The 18,172-nt window shown below is 31.6% G+C and carries 16 protein-coding genes; 12 read left to right on the top strand and 4 right to left on the bottom strand.

Features of this window, described 5'->3' with window-relative positions:
• The first annotated feature begins 29 nt into the window (after positions 1–29).
• From PKK00_06270 to PKK00_06225, 10 genes are all read left to right on the top strand, one after another.
• Positions 30–977 (top strand): hypothetical protein, encoded by a 948-nt coding sequence (locus tag PKK00_06270; GenBank protein ID HNW97998.1) that lies wholly within the window; start codon positions 30–32, stop codon positions 975–977.
• Positions 978–1,011: 34 nt separating this feature from the next.
• On the top strand, positions 1,012–3,972 hold the full coding sequence (locus PKK00_06265) for an SNF2-related protein (protein HNW97997.1): 2,961 nt from the start codon (positions 1,012–1,014) through the stop codon (positions 3,970–3,972).
• Between the two features lie 55 nt (positions 3,973–4,027).
• Positions 4,028–4,873: a DNA damage-inducible protein D gene (gene dinD, locus PKK00_06260; GenBank protein ID HNW97996.1), complete on the top strand. Its 846-nt coding sequence runs from the start codon at positions 4,028–4,030 to the stop codon at positions 4,871–4,873.
• A 48-nt stretch (positions 4,874–4,921) separates the two neighbouring features.
• A complete protein-coding gene (locus PKK00_06255) occupies positions 4,922–6,757 on the top strand; it encodes a hypothetical protein (GenBank protein HNW97995.1) in 1,836 nt (611 codons plus the stop codon).
• A complete protein-coding gene (locus PKK00_06250) occupies positions 6,758–8,527 on the top strand; it encodes a site-specific DNA-methyltransferase (protein ID HNW97994.1) in 1,770 nt (589 codons plus the stop codon).
• A gap of 21 nt (positions 8,528–8,548) precedes the next feature.
• Entirely contained in the window at positions 8,549–11,224 is a 2,676-nt protein-coding gene (locus PKK00_06245; protein HNW97993.1) for a DEAD/DEAH box helicase family protein, read from the top strand.
• A 43-nt stretch (positions 11,225–11,267) separates the two neighbouring features.
• On the top strand, positions 11,268–11,504 hold the full coding sequence (locus PKK00_06240; GenBank protein HNW97992.1) for a hypothetical protein: 237 nt from the start codon (positions 11,268–11,270) through the stop codon (positions 11,502–11,504).
• The gene (locus tag PKK00_06235) at positions 11,501–12,571 is read left to right on the top strand and encodes a hypothetical protein (GenBank protein HNW97991.1); all 1,071 of its coding nucleotides are present in this window, start codon (positions 11,501–11,503) and stop codon (positions 12,569–12,571) included. Before PKK00_06240 ends, PKK00_06235 begins: the two co-directional genes overlap by 4 nt.
• Before the next feature lie 246 nt (positions 12,572–12,817).
• On the top strand, positions 12,818–13,738 hold the full coding sequence (locus PKK00_06230; GenBank protein ID HNW97990.1) for a hypothetical protein: 921 nt from the start codon (positions 12,818–12,820) through the stop codon (positions 13,736–13,738).
• Complete coding sequence (locus PKK00_06225; protein HNW97989.1) at positions 13,735–14,016, top strand: hypothetical protein; 282 nt, start codon at positions 13,735–13,737, stop codon at positions 14,014–14,016. The genes PKK00_06230 and PKK00_06225 overlap by 4 nt, the downstream gene beginning before the upstream one ends.
• Before the next feature lie 451 nt (positions 14,017–14,467).
• Here PKK00_06225 and PKK00_06220 read toward each other — a convergent pair whose 3' ends face one another.
• The 3 genes from PKK00_06220 to PKK00_06210 form a co-directional block, all read right to left on the bottom strand.
• Positions 14,468–14,590 (bottom strand): hypothetical protein, encoded by a 123-nt coding sequence (locus tag PKK00_06220; protein ID HNW97988.1) that lies wholly within the window; start codon positions 14,588–14,590, stop codon positions 14,468–14,470.
• 204 nt (positions 14,591–14,794) lie between these two features.
• On the bottom strand, positions 14,795–15,325 hold the full coding sequence (locus PKK00_06215) for a hypothetical protein (protein HNW97987.1): 531 nt from the start codon (positions 15,323–15,325) through the stop codon (positions 14,795–14,797).
• Positions 15,326–15,373: 48 nt separating this feature from the next.
• Positions 15,374–16,009 (bottom strand): hypothetical protein, encoded by a 636-nt coding sequence (locus tag PKK00_06210; GenBank protein HNW97986.1) that lies wholly within the window; start codon positions 16,007–16,009, stop codon positions 15,374–15,376.
• A gap of 426 nt (positions 16,010–16,435) precedes the next feature.
• Here PKK00_06210 and PKK00_06205 point away from each other — a divergent pair, with 426 nt between their 5' ends.
• Positions 16,436–16,909: a hypothetical protein gene (locus PKK00_06205; GenBank protein ID HNW97985.1), complete on the top strand. Its 474-nt coding sequence runs from the start codon at positions 16,436–16,438 to the stop codon at positions 16,907–16,909.
• A gap of 44 nt (positions 16,910–16,953) precedes the next feature.
• On the opposite strand, the gene PKK00_06200 is transcribed toward PKK00_06205, so the two are convergent.
• Positions 16,954–17,703, bottom strand: a complete 750-nt coding sequence (locus PKK00_06200) for a hypothetical protein (GenBank protein HNW97984.1) — start codon at positions 17,701–17,703, stop codon at positions 16,954–16,956.
• Between the two features lie 218 nt (positions 17,704–17,921).
• Between PKK00_06200 and PKK00_06195 the strand changes: the two genes are divergently transcribed.
• The gene (locus PKK00_06195; GenBank protein HNW97983.1) at positions 17,922–18,113 is read left to right on the top strand and encodes a hypothetical protein; all 192 of its coding nucleotides are present in this window, start codon (positions 17,922–17,924) and stop codon (positions 18,111–18,113) included.
• The last annotated feature ends 59 nt before the right edge of the window (positions 18,114–18,172 follow it).

Raw genomic sequence — 18,172 nt, 5'->3', positions numbered from 1 at the left:
ATGTTACCGATTTAGTAACACCTGTATTCATGTACGATACTGTTGAAATGATTATAAACAGGGCTGATGCAGGGAATATTAATTTGATTGAGCATGTTACACCCTTATTAAAGAAAGTAAATATGAGTTATTATAAAGATAATGATAGAGCTTCATGGTCAGGATATGCAGATAATTTAAAAGTTATAGTATCTGAAAACTATATTAAAATCAAGGATAGCAGTCTTTGTAAATACTATCATGGAAACAACTTTGAAACATTAACGAGAGAAGAAACAAAACTTGTAATTGAAAAAATAAGTGATTTCCTTCATTTGCCAATGCACAAAGCAGATGTAAACAGAATTGATTTTGCAACAAATTTCATTATGCTCTACGATTTATCGTTTTATATGAATCGTCTCGGTTATTTGCAATATTATCAAAGGTTGGAGCAGAGCAATGGTTTATATTATAACAATAGCAAAACATCAAGAAATATTTTAAAACAATTGGTTTTTTATAATAAGGTTGCTGACTACAAAGCAAAGGGTTTGCCTATTCCTGAATACTACGAGAATAAAAATGTTTTACGTTATGAAATTAGATTTTTGAAGTATTTGTTACAACAATTTAATTTACCTAAATTGAAAGCTGCTAAACTTTATGATGAAAAATTCTTTGCCTTGTTGTTAAAGATTTGGAAAGCCGAATACAAAAGAATCAGAAAAGCTCACGACAAAAATAAATTCGATTTTTCACAATTAAAATCTATAGCAGACTATTATCAGCAAGGCTCTATTGCATTAAACATTTTAAATGGTGGCGAAGTAAAAACATTAAAGAAAATTGCCGAAGCACAAAAAAAAGGGATGAATCGTAAACTTGCTTTCGATATCAGAAAAAAAGCCAGAGAAGCCGCACACTCTGATTTATTAACCATTCCAAGCGATTATATTGTGGAGCTCAATGAAAAGATTGATATGTATTCGATTTAGTATATTTTTTTATAATAATTCATTATAAATTACTTTGCTTTTTATATTTTTACCATATCAAAAATTAGAGTTTCCTGTAATGGACATTACTGAATACCACGCAAAGTATTTTGCACACGAATTAACAAGACGCTATTCATCAAATAGCTTGGAGAAATTCACCGCATCACTTTCAGATGCACAGGTGGATTTAAACCCTCATCAGATAGATGCTGCTTTATTTGCTTTCCAATCACCTCTTTCAAAAGGGGCTATTTTAGCTGATGAAGTAGGTCTTGGCAAAACTATTGAAGCAGGTATTGTAATTTCTCAAAAGTGGGCTGAAAGAAAACGTAAAATATTAATAATTACTCCTGCTAACCTTCGCAAGCAATGGAATCAGGAAATTTCGGATAAATTCTTTTTACCATCTTTTATTCTTGAAACTAAATCCTTCAATGATGAAATTAAAAAAGGTAATTTCAATCCATTTCAGCAAACAGATAAAATTATTTTATGTTCTTATCAGTTTGCAAGGTCTAAAGAGGCTTATTTAAGCAGAGTTAGTTGGGATTTAGTTGTTATTGATGAAGCTCACCGTTTGCGGAATGTTTACAAACCTTCCAACAGAATTGCACGTTCTATAAAGGAATCATTAATAACATCTCCTAAAATTCTTTTAACGGCTACTCCATTACAGAACTCTTTACTTGAATTATATGGACTTGTTAGTATTATTGATGAATATACTTTTGGTGATTTAAAAAGTTTTAAATCTCAATATACAAGGATTTCAGAAGAAAAGAATTTTGATGAATTAAAGAAAAGATTGGAACCTGTTTGTAAACGTACCCTTAGGAGACAGGTTAAAGAATATATCAATTATACAAAACGCACCTGTATATTGCAAGAGTTTACCCCAAGAGAAGATGAACAGAAACTTTACAATTTAGTTTCCGAATATTTACAAAGACCTAACTTATATGCTTTGCCTCCGGGTCAGCGTACTCTAATGACCTTAATACTTCGCAAACTATTAGCTTCTTCAACTTTCGCTATTTCTGATACATTACATGGTTTAGCTAAAAAGCTTGAAAATACAATTACAAAGCAAAATAATATTAATCAAAACTTTGATGATGTTATTTCATCTCATTATGAAACCTATGAAGAGCAATTAGATGAATGGAAAGAGGAGGAAGAAGAAGAAAAACCAAAAGAGGAGAAAATCTATACCGATGCTGAAATAGATGAAATCAAGCAGGAAATAAAATCCCTTGAAGAGTTCAAAAAATTAGCAAAATCCATTCTCGTTAATTCCAAAGGAGAAGTTTTATTCACTGCATTAAATAAAGGCTTTCAGAAACTAACAGAACTTAAAGCTAAACGTAAAGCTATTATTTTTACTGAAAGCACACGTACGCAGGAATATCTTAAGGATATTCTTGAAGCAGGAGGCTACAAAAATGAAATAGTATTATTTAATGGCAGTAATAATGATCCTTTAAGCAATCAGATTTATCAGGAATGGATTAAAAAGCACAAAGGCACTGATAGAATTACTGGGTCAAAAACCGCTGATAAGAGAGCTGCATTGGTTGATTATTTCCGTGAAACAGCAACAATAATGATTGCCACAGAAGCAGCAGCAGAAGGTATTAACTTGCAGTTTTGTTCCTTAATAGTCAATTATGATTTGCCCTGGAATCCGCAACGAATTGAACAACGTATTGGCAGATGCCACCGTTACGGGCAAAAATTCGATGTTGTTGTTGTTAATTTTCTTAATAATTCAAATGCCGCCGACCAGCGTGTATATCAGTTGTTGGATCAAAAATTTCAACTTTTTGATGGTGTCTTTGGTGCCAGCGATGAAGTTTTAGGGGCAATTGAAAGCGGTGTTGATTTTGAAAAAAGAATTGTGAATATTTATCAAACCTGTAGGACTACCGAAGCTATTCAGCTTGCATTTGATTTTCTGCAAAAAGAGATGGAACCAGAGATTGAGCAGGGCATTGAAACCACGCGAAAAAAATTATTGGAAAATTTTGATGAAGAAGTGCATGAAAAGTTAAAGATAAATCTTAAACAAAGCAGTGATTATTTAAGCAAATTTGAGAATTGGTTGTGGCAGCTTACTAAATATTATTTACAACCTTACGCAACTTTCGATGTTTCCGAAAATAGTTTTTTCTTAAAGAAAAACCCTTTCTCAGATGAACCTATTCATAAAGGACCGTACAAAGTAGGAAATAAAAAAGTCGGTGAAAGGCGTAAAGCGGAAGAATTACAGCCAAACGAAAATCTTTATCGTGTTGGTCACCCATTAGCCCAAACGCTTATAAATAAATGTAAAGGTAGGGAACTACCACTGCAAGAATTGGTTTTTGATTATTCTAATTGTGAAAAGAAAATCTCAATACTCGAAAGCCTGATAGGCAAACAAGGTTGGTTACAGGCTAAGCAAATTTCAATTTCAAGTTTTGAAACGGAAGACCATATTTTATTTGCTGCCTTTGATGATAACAATAATGCTTTGTTACCGGAACAATGTCAGCGTTTATTTTCATTACAGGCAAAAACAACACTTCCATTTTCTGTTATTAATGATGAAATAATACAACATTTCAAAGAAATCTATAATGCTCAGCAAATAAGCATCATTGAAGAAAACCTGCAACGCAACAATAGTTTCTTTGATGAAGAAGTTGACAAATTAGAAAAGTGGAGTGAAGATGTCAGGAATAGCATAAAGTTTGAAATTAAAGAACTTGATAAAGAAATAAAATCTCGAAAAACTGAAGCAAGAAAACTGTTGAATCTTGAACAGAAAGTAAAAGAGCAGCGTATTATTAAAGAATTAGAAAAAAAATTAGCCGAAAAACGATTTAACCAATATCAGAATGAAGATGATATTGAACACCGGAAAGATAATTTGCTTGATGAGGTTGAAAGCCGTTTAAAACAACATATTTCAGAACAAGAATTATTTACTTTACGTTGGAAAATTATTTAATCAATTTTTATCGTTTTGGTGATGTCACCGAAACGTTAATTTAAACATAGGTAATATGAATAAAGAAGTTATCATTAAGCTCAATAAAACTTTTGAAGAAGCTGCGTGCGAACAAGATGGTATTGAATATTGGCTTGCCCGCGAACTTCAGCAGTTACTTGGATATGCTGATTGGCGTAATTTTTTAAATGCGATTGACAAAGCTAAAGAAAGTTGTCAAACCACGGGTGAAGATGTTTTTAATCATTTTGTTGATGTCACCAAAACGATACCCATGCCTAAGGGTGCGGAAAAGAGCATTAATGACATTATGCTTACAAGATATGCTTGTTATTTAATTGCTCAGAATGGCGACCCTAAAAAAGAACAAATTGCTTTTGCTCAAAGTTATTTCGCAATTCAGACACGTAAGCAAGAGTTACTTGAAGAGCGAATTCAGTTGATGGAGAGATTGCAGGCAAGAGAAAAACTTGCTGCTACCGAAACAGAACTTTCAAAAAATATTTATGAAAGAGGTGTCGATAATAAAGGGTTTGCAAATATTCGAAGTAAAGGCGATTGGGCGTTGTTTGGCGGAAATAATACCATCACAATGAAGCATAAATTAGGAGTACCTGAAAACCGTCCCCTTGCCGATTTTTTACCCACAATTACTATAACAGCAAAACAATTAGCAACAGAGATTACAAATTTCAATGTTAAAAAGAACGACCTAAAAGGTGAAACAAATATCACCAATGAACATGTTAAAAATAATTTTGATGTTAGAAATTTATTAGGTAAAAGTGGTATTAAACCTGAACAGTTGCCTCCGGAAGAAGATATTAAAAAATTAGAACGCAGAGTAAAATCTGCAGACAAGGAAATTGCAAAGAAAAAACTTAAAAGAAAAAAAGACTAAATGTCCTTAATGATATATCATTTTATTAGGAAAACTGAGCAATAAAATATGTCAGAAGAAGAAAAATATATAAAAGAGCAGCTTAATAAAACAGGTATTGTAACCATTGAAAATATCACTTTACCAACTCCTTTATTTATTTCTCAAAATGATTATAAATGCGATGGTGTCTTTTTTAAAAATTGTTCTTTTAGCAGTGAATTAAAATTTTTTGAAACAAATTTAAAATTCGGCCTACAATTCTATAATACTAAATTCTGGCATCTATCATTTGTTAAATGTACCGGAACTGGTTATAATGAATATTTCAACCCTAATAATGAATGCATACTTTTAAAAGATTGTGAAATTAGAAATGATTTTTCTTTTGAATTATGTAAGCTGGAACGTGAACTTAGGCTAATTGACTCTAAAGTCGAAAAGCTTAATATTGTTGAAAATATTTTCAGTAATCTTTATTTCCTTAGAACTTCTATAAATAATTTTTCAACTATTGCACATAATGAATGTACTAATTTGGATATACGTTTTGAAAAATCATTTATAAATAATTCATTGCGATTTGAACAAAATGTTATTCCTTCTTATGTATTTATGGATTCTACCTTTAAATCCGATATTTTTATTTGGGGTGGAACTGCAAAAAATGGCATTACCTTTAATGGTGGTGTCTTTGAAGATACTTTTAAAATTCATGCAGTAAAATCAACAGGGAATCTTACATTTATTGACGTTAATTTTAAAAAAAGTTGTGAAGTCCTTTATAACGACACTAAACATAATGCCAGTGGTGGCTGCCCAAAAATTTACATTTTAGATTCTGAATTTAATAACGGTGTCTACATTAATGGTAAGGATGACATATTTGCTGAATCTCCTATTGTTGAAGATATCACAATTAATATTTCACCTAATCTAAAAGGCAATATTGAGATCATGAACTTTCATGTTGGTATTTTGAATATGGGTGGCACCAACACATCAGCAAATATATATTTACAGGACTTATTAATTAATCAAATAAAAATAAAAGGTTTAATAAATAATGCTGGTATAATATTTCTAAGAGTTAAGGCCTCATATAAAAAATGGTATTATGATAAAGAGCAAAAACAATTTAGAGAAAATGCACTCTATATTGATTCTACTAACTTCGGTAAAGCTCAATTTTTTAATACTGATTTCGGTTCATTTCAAACAATCGTTTTTCATAATAACATTTTAACTGATATTTCCACTTCTCTAATGAAATGGTTTACTCCAGATCAGTTACATGTTTTTAATGAAAAAGAATATGAAAAATTGCTAATTGAAGCAAAGAAGTCAAAAAATAAGCATCAATATGAAAATGCCTCTTCTTCTCTTGATCTTAGCTACTGCCTTAATCAGGAATTATATAGACAATTAAAATTTGCTTCGCAAAAGCAAGGTGATAAACCAAGTGCTTTAGAATTTCAACGGCATGAGATGAATTATTATAGAAAAATTGTAAAACTGCGTAAGCCTCGAAATTGGAGTGAACATTTAATTCTATGGAGTAATCAATCAAATGATTTTGGTCAAAATTGGATTAAAGCATTGATACTATTAGCAGCTTGTTCATTTATATGTTTTATTCCAATTGGTTTTCTTAATAGCAATGAACTTGATTACTCAACATTTGCTTCATCACTTTCTGATATTGCTTTCAATCTTAAAATTATCTTTTGGGAAAATCTCAATAATTGGCTTATAATAATAAATCCGGCACATAGTTTAAAAGACTTAAATGAAAATTTCAGTCATCTTTCAAAATGGATTTACTTTTGGGATTTTTTAAGCAGAATAGTAGTTTCATATTTTATTTTTCAAACAATAAGTGCATTCCGAAAATTCAATAAATAAATGGCAAAACCCTTACAAAAACTCGAACTTACATGGATTGGCAAAGGAAGCGAACCACAGCTTGAGCCTCGCATTTTAATTGAAGACCCAGGCAAAAGCTTTGGTGACCCCAATTCCGAAAACATGCTTATCCATGGCGATAACCTGCTTGCTTTAAAAGCCCTTGAACAAAATTTTACTAATAAAATCAAGTGTATATACATAGACCCACCTTTTAACACAGGCAGTGCTTTTGAACATTATGATGACGGTATTGAACATTCTATTTGGCTTGACTTAATGTCAAGAAGATTAAAAGTGCTACACGCCTTGTTATCTAAAGATGGTGTAATATTTGTCCATTTGGACGATAATGAAGCTGCATATTGTAAAATCTTATTGGATGATATTTTCGGACGTTCTAATTATATTAACCATATAATTAATGCTACAAACAAACCTTTTGGTTTCAAAAGCACATCATCGGGTCTTTTTAAACAAGCAAATCATATTTTTTTCTATGCTAAGAGTAAATTAGATTTTGTTCTAAACAGTTCTCATTTATTTATAGAAAAGGGTTATGATACTCAATATAAATATATATTTATTAACCCAAATGATCCAAGAGAAAACTGGCAATGGGATACAATTCAAAATATTCTTTCAAAAAAATTAGGATACAAATCTCCTTATGAAGCAAAGAAAAATGAAAATGACTTTGACACTCAAATAGCAATGTTTGCAATTGAGAATGCTGATTTTGTTTTTAGAACAGCTTCCGTTTCAGGGGGTGCATATTTGAAAAGGAAAGAAACAATAATAAAATCTAAAGGAATTAAAGATAAAATTGTTACTCATCCAGATGATGATATGGATTACCTATTTATTGGTGGCGAAAGAGTACTTTACTATAAAGAAAGATTAAAATTAATTGATGGTAATTTATTGCCCGGAGACTTAATTACTGATATATGGTCAGATATTTCTATTGAAGGATTAGCAAACGAAGGTGGTATTGATTTTCCAAAAGGGAAAAAACCGGAAAAACTTTTAGAACGATGCATAGATATGTCTACAAAAGAAGGCGATATAGTTTTAGATAGTTTTCTTGGTTCTGGTACTACAGCAGCTGTTGCCCATAAAATGAAACGTAAATATATAGGAATTGAGTTAGGTGAACAAGCAATTACTCATTGTATACCAAGACTTAAAAGTGTAATTATAGGTGAGAAAAGTGGTATTAGCAAATCAGTAAACTGGAAAGGTGGCGGAGGTTTTAAATATTATACGCTTGCGCCCTCATTAATTCAAAAAGACAAATACGGTAATGATATAATTAACCCCGCTTATAATGCAAATATGCTTGCAGCTGCAATGGCTAAACAAGAAGGATTTCGTTATTTGCCTCATGAAAGTATTTATTGGAAACAGGGTAACAGCAGTGAAAAAGATTTTATTTTCACAACAACCCAATTTATTACAGTAGAAATGTTGGATAGACTTGCCGAAGAAATGCAACCCTACGAAAGTTTATTAATTTGTTGCAAAGGCTTTGCTGCTTCATGCAAATCAAGGCACTCAAACATCACTATTAAAAAAATCCCTCAAATGCTATATGGTAGATGTGAGTTTGGCAAAGATGATTATTCATTCAACATTGTAAATCTTCCACATGATGAAACAGAAATTGATTCAACCGATGAAGATGAAATAAACATTGAAGAAACAACATCAAAAAAAAATAAAACCAAAAAGAAAGTTGAAGATGAAAACCAATCAACACTTTTTTAATTCCTAATGCAAAATACGACCATGAATCAAATAGCAGAAAATATAAAGCAGCGTTTATCACTTCGCCAACCTTTGCAAGAGGCATTAGATATACTTGTTCATCTTTCGGGTGAGTTAGAACTTAAAAAAGATGTTGACCTTAAAACAGAATTGGAAAAAGTGCAAGCGCTATATCCAACCTGCACCGATTTTGAAAGAGAGTTTCCTTCTATCTGTTACAGCATTGCTACAGGCGTAGGTAAAACACGCTTAATGGGTGCTTGTATTGCATATCTGTATTTAGAAAAAGGAATTAAGAACTTTTTTGTATTGGCTCCTAACCTTACCATTTACAATAAACTCATTGAAGATTTTGGCAATAGTAGTTATGAAAAATATGTATTCAATGGTATTGCAGAGTTTGTCCATAACAAACCTGTAATTATCACCGGCGACAATTACAATCAGGTAAGTTCTTTGTTTAGCAAAACAGAAATTAGAATAAATATTTTCAATGTTTCAAAATTTGCTCGTGAAACAAAGCCTGTAAAAGAAGGTGGGAAAAATATGACACCTCGCATTAAGCGTCTTTCTGAGTATATAGGTCAAAGCTATTGGAATTATCTAAGCAATTTGAACGACTTGGTTATTTTAATGGACGAAGCGCACCGCTATCATGCCGATAAAAGCAAAGATGCAATCAATGAATTGAAACCTGTCTTAGGCATTGAATTAACGGCAACTCCAATAGATGAAAAAAGTAATCTTTTCAGAAACGTGGTGTATGAATACAGCTTGGCTAAAGCATTAGACGATGGGTTGTATGTGAAGAACCCAACCATTGCTACAAGAAAAGACTTTAATCCGCATGGAAGAAGCGAAGAAGAAATTGAAAAAATAAAATTAGAAGATGCTGTAAGCATACACGAAGATACAAAGCAAGAGTTAAAACTCTTTGCTTTGAATACAGGTAGAAAATTGGTGAAGCCCTTTATTTTAGTGGTGTGCAAAGACACTACACATGCTAAAGCTGTTTATAATTTAGTTACTTCTGTGGATTTTTATGAAGGTACATTTGCTGAAAAAGTGTTACAGATAGATAGCACCACCAGAAATGAAGAATTAATAGAAGAACAATTTATTTCATTAGAAAAAGACGACAATGAAATTGAAATAGTAATTCATGTGAACATGCTCAAAGAGGGTTGGGATGTTACAAACCTTTATACAATAGTTCCGCTGAGAGCAGCCAACGCATCAGTATTAGTTGAGCAAACCATTGGCAGAGGTTTACGTTTGCCTTTCGGTGGAGAAAGAACAAACAATGAAAAAGTAGATAAACTCACTGTCGTTGCACACGATAATTTCAATAAAGTAATTGCAGCAGCCCAGGATCCCAATTCAATTTTAAATAAATTAAAATTTGTTGAAATTGATGCAGCCCAACTAAATGAAAGAGTTGAAGTGGTAACGGCGCAAAGTACCATTACAGTTAATTTGCAGAACGAGCAAGAAGTTGTAAATAAAATTCAGGATGCTACTCAAAAACAGAAACAACAAAATATAGTTGATGCGAAAAAAGTTTTAGTAAATGTTATTCCGTTTTTCAATACAAACTCTCAAGTAAAAAAAGTTGACGACCTAATGAAACCTGATGTGAAAGCACAGGTTATGCAAGCAGTTCATAAAGAATTAAGCACAGGGCAGATTAATATTTTTGCTGATCAAATTGCAACCGAAGCAGATGAAATTTATGAAAAGCTGGTTGCTGATTTCAAAAAGAATATCATTGAAATGCCAAGAATGGATTTAGTGCAGGGCGAAGTAACCGCAAGTTTTGATGATTTTGATTTAGATAGTAAGGACTTTTCCTATGATCAGCTAAATGAAGAAATTGTAAGAATTGGTTTGAAGGATAAAAGTTATGATATAATAGAAGTCAAAACAGGCGTAAATTATGGCAGTCCGGTGAAATTAATAATTTCAGAGCTGATTAATTTTTCCGAAATAGATTATGATGCAAATGCAGATTTACTGTATAAGCTGGCAAAACAAGCAGTAGATAAGCTTCAAAATAATTTAAAAGAAAACGAAGTCTTGAAAACTATAGTTTTTCAATCACGCAATTTTATTGCAAATAAAATCTATTCACAAATGATGCAGCATTTCCGTTTGCATGAACCTGAATACATTAAACCAAATGTGAAGCCATTTACACGCATTGAAGAATGGAGCGGTACAGCTTTAAAAGGTATGAGTAGGAAAGATTATCGGGACGATAGCTTTCCGGCCAGCCAGGTAACAAAATTTGTTTTTTCAGGTTTTGAAAAGAGCTGTCACTTTGAATACAAGTTCGACAGCCGCACTGAACAAACACTTTCCTATGTTTTAGAGAATGACAAAGAAGTTTTAAAATGGTTACGACCTGCGCCAAATCAGTTTCGTATATACTGGCACAACAACAGTAGAATTTACGAACCCGATTTCGTTGCCGAAACAGCAGATTGTATATATTTAATTGAAGTAAAAGCAGCCAATGAAATCAACGATCCTGATGTTCAGGCTAAGGCACAGGCAGCATTAAAATATTGCAAGTACGCAACCGAATACACAAAGGAACATGGCGGCAAACCATGGAAATACGCCCTTATCCCACATGACCAAATATCAAAAACAAGCAGTTTCAAAGGAGTTGTTTCACCAAATATTTACAAATAAAAATTTATTTTATTTATACCTTAGCATAATTAATTATCACTTTATGATCAATAAAGAAAATTTAAATGTAATCCATGATGATAATCTAGAAACCCTATTGCATAATCTTGGTTTACTTGATAAAATTAAAAATGGGGAAATAAAGTGTAAATTCTGTAGTGATAAAATTACTATTGAAAACATTAATGGCATTTTCCCTCAAGGTGGGGACATAAAAATATCATGTGACAAACCCAAATGTGTTAAAGATCTATCAAGTTTTTTAAATGATAAATTATGAATATTCTTGACATTACAATAAACTTAAATGTAACAATAATAATCAGCGTTGCTATTATTGTTGTAACATTTGGCACAACGGTATTTTACCTCATAAGACACCCTGAAACTCTTGAAAAATGGGCTTCTATTTTTTATAGAGTTACAAAATACCTATTGAATAAAGGTGAATACCAATATGTAAAATATGATATTCAAAGTAAAGTAAATTCATATTCAAATAAGCTCTCGAAGGATATTCCTAATTTATCTCCTTCTAATATTGTTATTCACTGGATAAATGAAAACCAAACTCGTGAACAATTTATCAAAAACAATGCATTTATTATTAGAATGCATAAAAGTGTTAATCAAAACAAAAATCTAGTTAACGCTTCTATGGCATATATTTCTGGTGTCCTTTTAAGAAAAGCTAAATCCTATATAGCCAAATATCAAAAAGATTCTATTGATTTATATGTTGCTTATAAATTATTTGAAAATCAGAAAGCAGATATATTAGATCAGTTTGTCAGTGATTTTCTCCGTGATGGTCTTGAAAAAGATAAGGTAGGTCAGCTTTATGACAATTTCTTTGATATTGGCAAAGCAGGTATATTTTTCCCTGTATTCATACAAGAAATGAATTTTTTAGGTGAAAAAATTTTTGCAAAAGGTGCTGAAAAAGAAAAAATCTATAAGGAAGTTACTGAATTAGTTGCTTTACTTTACTGTTATGCAAATCGAAAATTTGATGAAAAAGGCGCTAATGAATTTGTTGGTAGTTATTGCAAATTCACAATTCGCATATTGGGTAAGAAATTTAAAATTGATAATGAAGGTAAAAAGATTTACATCAATGATCTTAAAAAAATCAGTAGTGAAATTGAGACAATATATTTAATAGGTAATATTACTAATAAATCTTTCATTAAATCTGTAATTAACGAAAGTGGTCTAGATTATAGTATTTATTTTACTAAAGAATACGCTGCAATAATAAAAGATAAAGAAGGTCAAGATTACGAGGTTCAGAATTTTTTAATGGTTTTACGTAATAACAAAATTGCAGTATATCATAAAAAATGATTTTAAAAATATCTTTTTTACGCCAATTTTTATTTTGCATTTCTTTAATTACATCATTTTAGCTTAGTTCACCTCGTAATATTACTTTTTAATTATATTTGTTTTCTCTATTTTTGGCTAACTGTATTTTGCTATTTAAGTTATTCTTAAAATTTCATTTTTTATTATCATTTAAAAGCTGAATGATTTTAAAGTAACATATATCAATAATTTTCGTATATAATTTAATATTTCTATATTTTTTTTATGAAAATTGATCTTACAAAGGGGCTTAATATTGAAATTGGTGGTGAAATGGGTAAACATGGAACCATTGCCATCAATTATCTTATTAAGCTTGGTAAGTCATTACAAGAACTTGTTACATCTATAGCAAAAAATACTGTTGAATCATCAATAGATTTAAATAATTTCGAACTTGATTTATTAGGTATAAAAAAATGCTGTACAGTTCTTGAAATTAAGTATTCTTTACCAAAACAACATGTTTTAGGGAACATTGACGAACAGCGTTTATTTGTAAATGACCAGTTAGATAATTTAATAAAATTATCCGATAAATCTGATTATTTAAAATTACTTGAACTTTATCCTGATGCTTTTCGTCGCAACTATATTGTTGAAAATTTATATGCATTTACCACCAGTTTAGGAAATACCCCAGTAAGATTTATTGATTATGATAAGAATAATAATGTAGTTCCAATCTACAAGATTAGAAAATTTAATATTGAAACAAAAAATAAATTAATATCAGATGTTTTAAATGTTACTGAACCAGGTTTAACTGAAGAATTTGTTGGTCATATAAAAATCACTAATATTCCTGGCAAAAAACCCAGGCAAAAAGTTTTAGACTATTTTGATAGACCTAATTTATGTGTAGCTTTCAAGCCAATCTCTTTAAGATATTTTGACAGACTTTATATTTTCAATGATTACTTGTTATGTGAAGTTTCAAGAGAGAATAACAATATAATAATTAAACACCCAATGCTTGATATAATTGGGGTTGGCGAATCTCAAGTTGATGCAGAGGTTGATTTTTCTGAAGAATTTGATTTTCTTTATAGAAGATGTAATGAATTACCTGACAAGAAACTTACCAAAAGGCTTCAAAAAATAAAAAAGATTATTAACCTTTTTGTAAATAGAGTTGAAGAATGAGCTCACTTGATACAAAAAAAACACTTCAAAATCTTCTTCAAAAAGGTTTTGTTGAAAATTCTGGGGACCATAAGTTTCTTGAATTTTGGCATAATGATAAATTAGTTTTACATACAAAAATAAGCAGAGGTTCTTCAAAAGACATTGGCATTTCCTTAGTATCTCAAATGGCACATCAATGTAAACTGAGTAATAATCAATTTATACAATTTGCAAAATGTAGTATAAATAAAGAAGAATACATTAAAATACTATCAAAAAATGGTCTTCTTGACTAACCCTTTTTCTACACTTAAATTTTTACCTTTTTCTAATTCAAATTTTAATTATTTCCCACCGCTCAAGCCTTCGCAGGTTTATAGGGTGTTCAGCATCAGTTCGTCAGCAAAAAATCACGCCAGCCCATTGCAGCCCTTGTTAGATAAGTGTCTGTTTTAAATGTCTAACAAGAGCAGCACCGCCAAAGGTTGCTATCGCAAGGCTGTCATGCTTTTTGCAGTTCCTCCTTCTGCTTCACTTGCAGCCTTTTTCGTCCTTTCAGGCACTTTGCTCTCTACTGCTCAATTTCATTCAGGGCGTTCGCAGGCTCACTATCCTTCATTTCATTTCGCCTTCGTTCGCTTCAGTCCCTTCAAGTCCGGCGGCTGCTTCTTATTTTGGCTCGCCTGCGTGTCGCTGCGGGCTGCGGGCTTCCGGTGGTGTCGGAAAATACCAGTATTTATAAATTAATTATCTTACATCACCGCCACCACCGTCGCCCTTGTGTTGCAAGCAACATATGCCATCCAACGCACTCACTACGTTACGTGCTTTTTTGTCTGCCACCCTTGCTCCGCTCGCAGTGGCTCGCATCTCTGAAATGCTTGGTTTTGTTCCGGCTGCAAACCGCTTCGCTAATTGCAGCCTCCACTTCGTTTTGAGCTGTAGGCACTATAAACCTGCTTTAGGCTTTTCCCACACCACGCATTCCATAAATAAAATATTGTAAGTTTCTACCAAATCACTATGCACTTTAATCAATGCTATAATGGGATGGTCATTTCTAATGTTTTATTATCAGCATTCTTGAATTGTCATTTCTATTTCCTTACCACCAAAACAGCCACCGCATTTTGAGGAACTAAAGGTTTTTTTTGTTTCAAAAGTAGCAATGTTTTCAACTGCATCATATGCTTCTGATTTAGGACAATCTTTAATTGAATCTAAAATTTGTTTTACTTCTTCATAAACATCTTTTGGTAAATCAGAAGACATATCAAATCTTTTTCCACTCTCATACATATATTTAAAAAGATTTGGATAATTGTCCTTTATTTTTACCCCTTTCCCTTCATACAACTCAAAGTGTGAAAAAACAACTTTATCACACTTTCGCCCATCATTGGATTTGATTTTTTTTGGCTCTAAACCTATCCAATTTATTTTATATTTTATATCCAAATCTTCTTTCCAAGCTGTCTTTCCTCCTATACCAATTACAGCATCATAATTCCAATTTCGGATTCTTCCCATACAATCCTGATTGCCAAATATCCCTTCTTTTTTAGGATCTCCTTTATGTGTTCGCTTATAAATTAAAACTTTCATATTGATTTTTTATTACTCTTTTCATTGTCATATATGCGTACAATACTTTTATCGGCTGTCCTTCTTCTTTGTAGGTTTTTCAATTTCTTTGCAATTTTTGCATACTTCAATAAGTTTTTTAAATGCGTTTTCCCATATCTTATCATCACTGGTAAAGTCGCTTTTTTCTAATAAAATTAAATAGTTTTCTATTGATTTTTTTGTTGCTTCATAAAAGAGTTTTCCATTAATTGTTTTTTCTCCATCTGAAAGCTCTAATAACTTGCCATTTTTATTTAGGAACCAGCCGCTTTTAGTTTCTGCTTGATGCAGTAAACCACATCGAACATTATAATAAAAATCAGTACTCTTATCATATAGTCCAGGAAAATTTGCTTCTTCTCTTTTAAAAAAGCTTTTAAATACTCTTAGTCCTTCTCCTCTTCCTTCTGTATTCTCTAATCCTTGATAAAAACATTCAAGCGTTTCAATAAGAAAGCAACAAATTGCCATTGAAAGAAATGAGCTTAAATCGCCTTTATTTGCTTTATCAATTACTTTTAAAAATCTTCTGCTCAAGCGATGTTCAATTATCGATATGAATGTTTTCTTATCCTTATTGTCCTTTTTATTTAGCATATTTTCTAATTCTGAGAGCCGAATTAGTACTGGATAGGTACATATAATTGGATCCTTTTTATTCATTTTATTTTATTTTCTTTTAATTATTATTAAAAGATTATCTCCTATTAAAATAAACTTTTTTGTTTGCTTTTAAATTGTTTATCCCTGTAAGTCTATTGGCTGCCAATAATTATTAGTCAAATGTACTTATTCTTAATAATCTCAAAAAATAAAAATTAGGGGTATCATTTATAAAAGTCTTAGGCAAAGTTAAGCACGGCTTCGCTCATGCAAGGTCAGGCACTGCGTGTTTTGACAAAAAAATTTTTACTTATTCTCATTTTGCTTTTTAAAGTGTAAAATTTTTTTTGTCAAAAACCTTGCGTTTCGCTTAAGCCTTCCGCTTTTTGTTGCCTAAGCTTTTAAAATGATATACTTTTTTTATGCGGCGGCGAACGCCATTGAGCCGCAGAACCTCAATTTATTTATTAACTAAATCTTTTATTTATGAACATAAAATATTTTTTCGATTGCCACTCACTCGAAGAAGTGAAGCGCAAATACAAAGAACTTGCCATGAAGCACCACCCCGATAGAGGAGGAGTAACAGCAATAATGCAGGAAATAAACAATGAGTACGAAGAAATTCAAAAGAACCCTTTGTTTGATTTTGCTAAGCAGAGCGAAGAAGATAAACAGGAATTTATCCGTTATCCCGAAATCATTAATCAAATTATCTGTCTTGATGGTTTAATAATTGAGCTTATCGGCAACTGGATTTGGCTAAGTGGCAACACATACACGCATCGTGCCATATTAAAGCAAATTGGCTTTTATTTCGCATCGAAAAAAGTTATGTGGTATTACCGCCCATCTGATTATAAAAGTTTAAACAAAAGCCCTAAATCAATTGAAGAAATAAGAAAAAAATATGGCAGCGATATTGTTGAAAGCAAAAAAGAAAAATTTGTCCTTAAATAGAAAAAGGGCTTAAAAGCCCTTTTCTATTTTTGTACATAAAGACATTAAGAAACATCAATAATTGCAAGTGAATCGAACTTGCCGTTTTTCAATGAATATTGAACATTGTTTACCATTTGAAAAAATTCTATTTTCAAAAAGAATAATTTCGTTCCTGTGCCTGCTGGTAGTGCTGTCGGTGTTAAAACCACTGGTACGGCAGTTGTCCCGATAGCAGCATTTACGGCATTTGTTAGTTTGAAATCATAAGTTGCTGTACTGAAATTTATAATTTCTTCAGCTCCGCTTATTGTAAAGTGTGTAGCTCCAGCAGGTGCTATAATATCAGTTGTTGGAGTAATATTAGGCAAAGTAATAACGCCTGTTGCGTAGTTTATACTCCATGTTTTAAACAACACCGTTCCAAGTATTGAATCAAGATTAAAATTAAAAAGTTTTAAAAAAGCTTTTCCGTTTGCAGTTCCAATACCTGTAGCTGCCGACCTTGCACCTCTTACACTTGTTGAGTCTTGCTTTGCAATGTTTGACATTATTTTTGTTAACCTTGATGTTGCTCTGGAATCGGTAGCATTCATCAATATCGGGCGTATTGAATCTCTTAATAACTTTCCTGATTGAGCAGCTAATTTAAACTCAGTGCCATTTTCACGGGTTCTCACAAAAGCAGGATCAGTTTTTATTCTTTCCCCGCTTACACCACCTTTTGCGCGTGCCAGATGTCCGTCCATTGATTTATAGAAAGTAATATCTCCGATAGTGCCTTCTAATTTTATTATACCTTTTTGCTTTGCCATTTTTTTTAAAGTTTAATTGTTAATAAAATCTTTTTTTTTTCGTAAAAATAAACCATTTGAAACCCTTGTGCAATCAGGTACTTCCGCTCTTGCCGAAATATGCTTATTCTTCCATAAACATATTTTATTTCTACCATAAAATGAATTACCTTTGCAATATTAAAGCCATACAACAAGCATAGATGAAGTATGGATAGTGTATTAAATATTTATATAAAATGGAAAGAGTTTGTATTTATCCGAAGGATATTCAATTAATAACCGGCAAGAGTGAACGCTGGGGAAGGGATATTATTCGTAAAATCAAACAAGAGTTTAATAAGCAGGAACACCAGTTAGTAACTATTGATGAATTCTGTAGCTACATGGGCTTAGATGTTGCCACTGTTAAGCAATGTTTGATATACTAAACTACTTTTTTTAAATACAAACTATGTATTAAATAAAACCGTCTGTCAGATTAAATCGT

It is taken from the genome of Bacteroidales bacterium (assembly GCA_035353855.1).
Classification (GTDB): domain Bacteria; phylum Bacteroidota; class Bacteroidia; order Bacteroidales; family CG2-30-32-10; genus DAOQAK01.
Note: the sequence above shows the minus strand (reverse complement) of the source record. Positions and strands in the feature narration are given on the sequence as shown.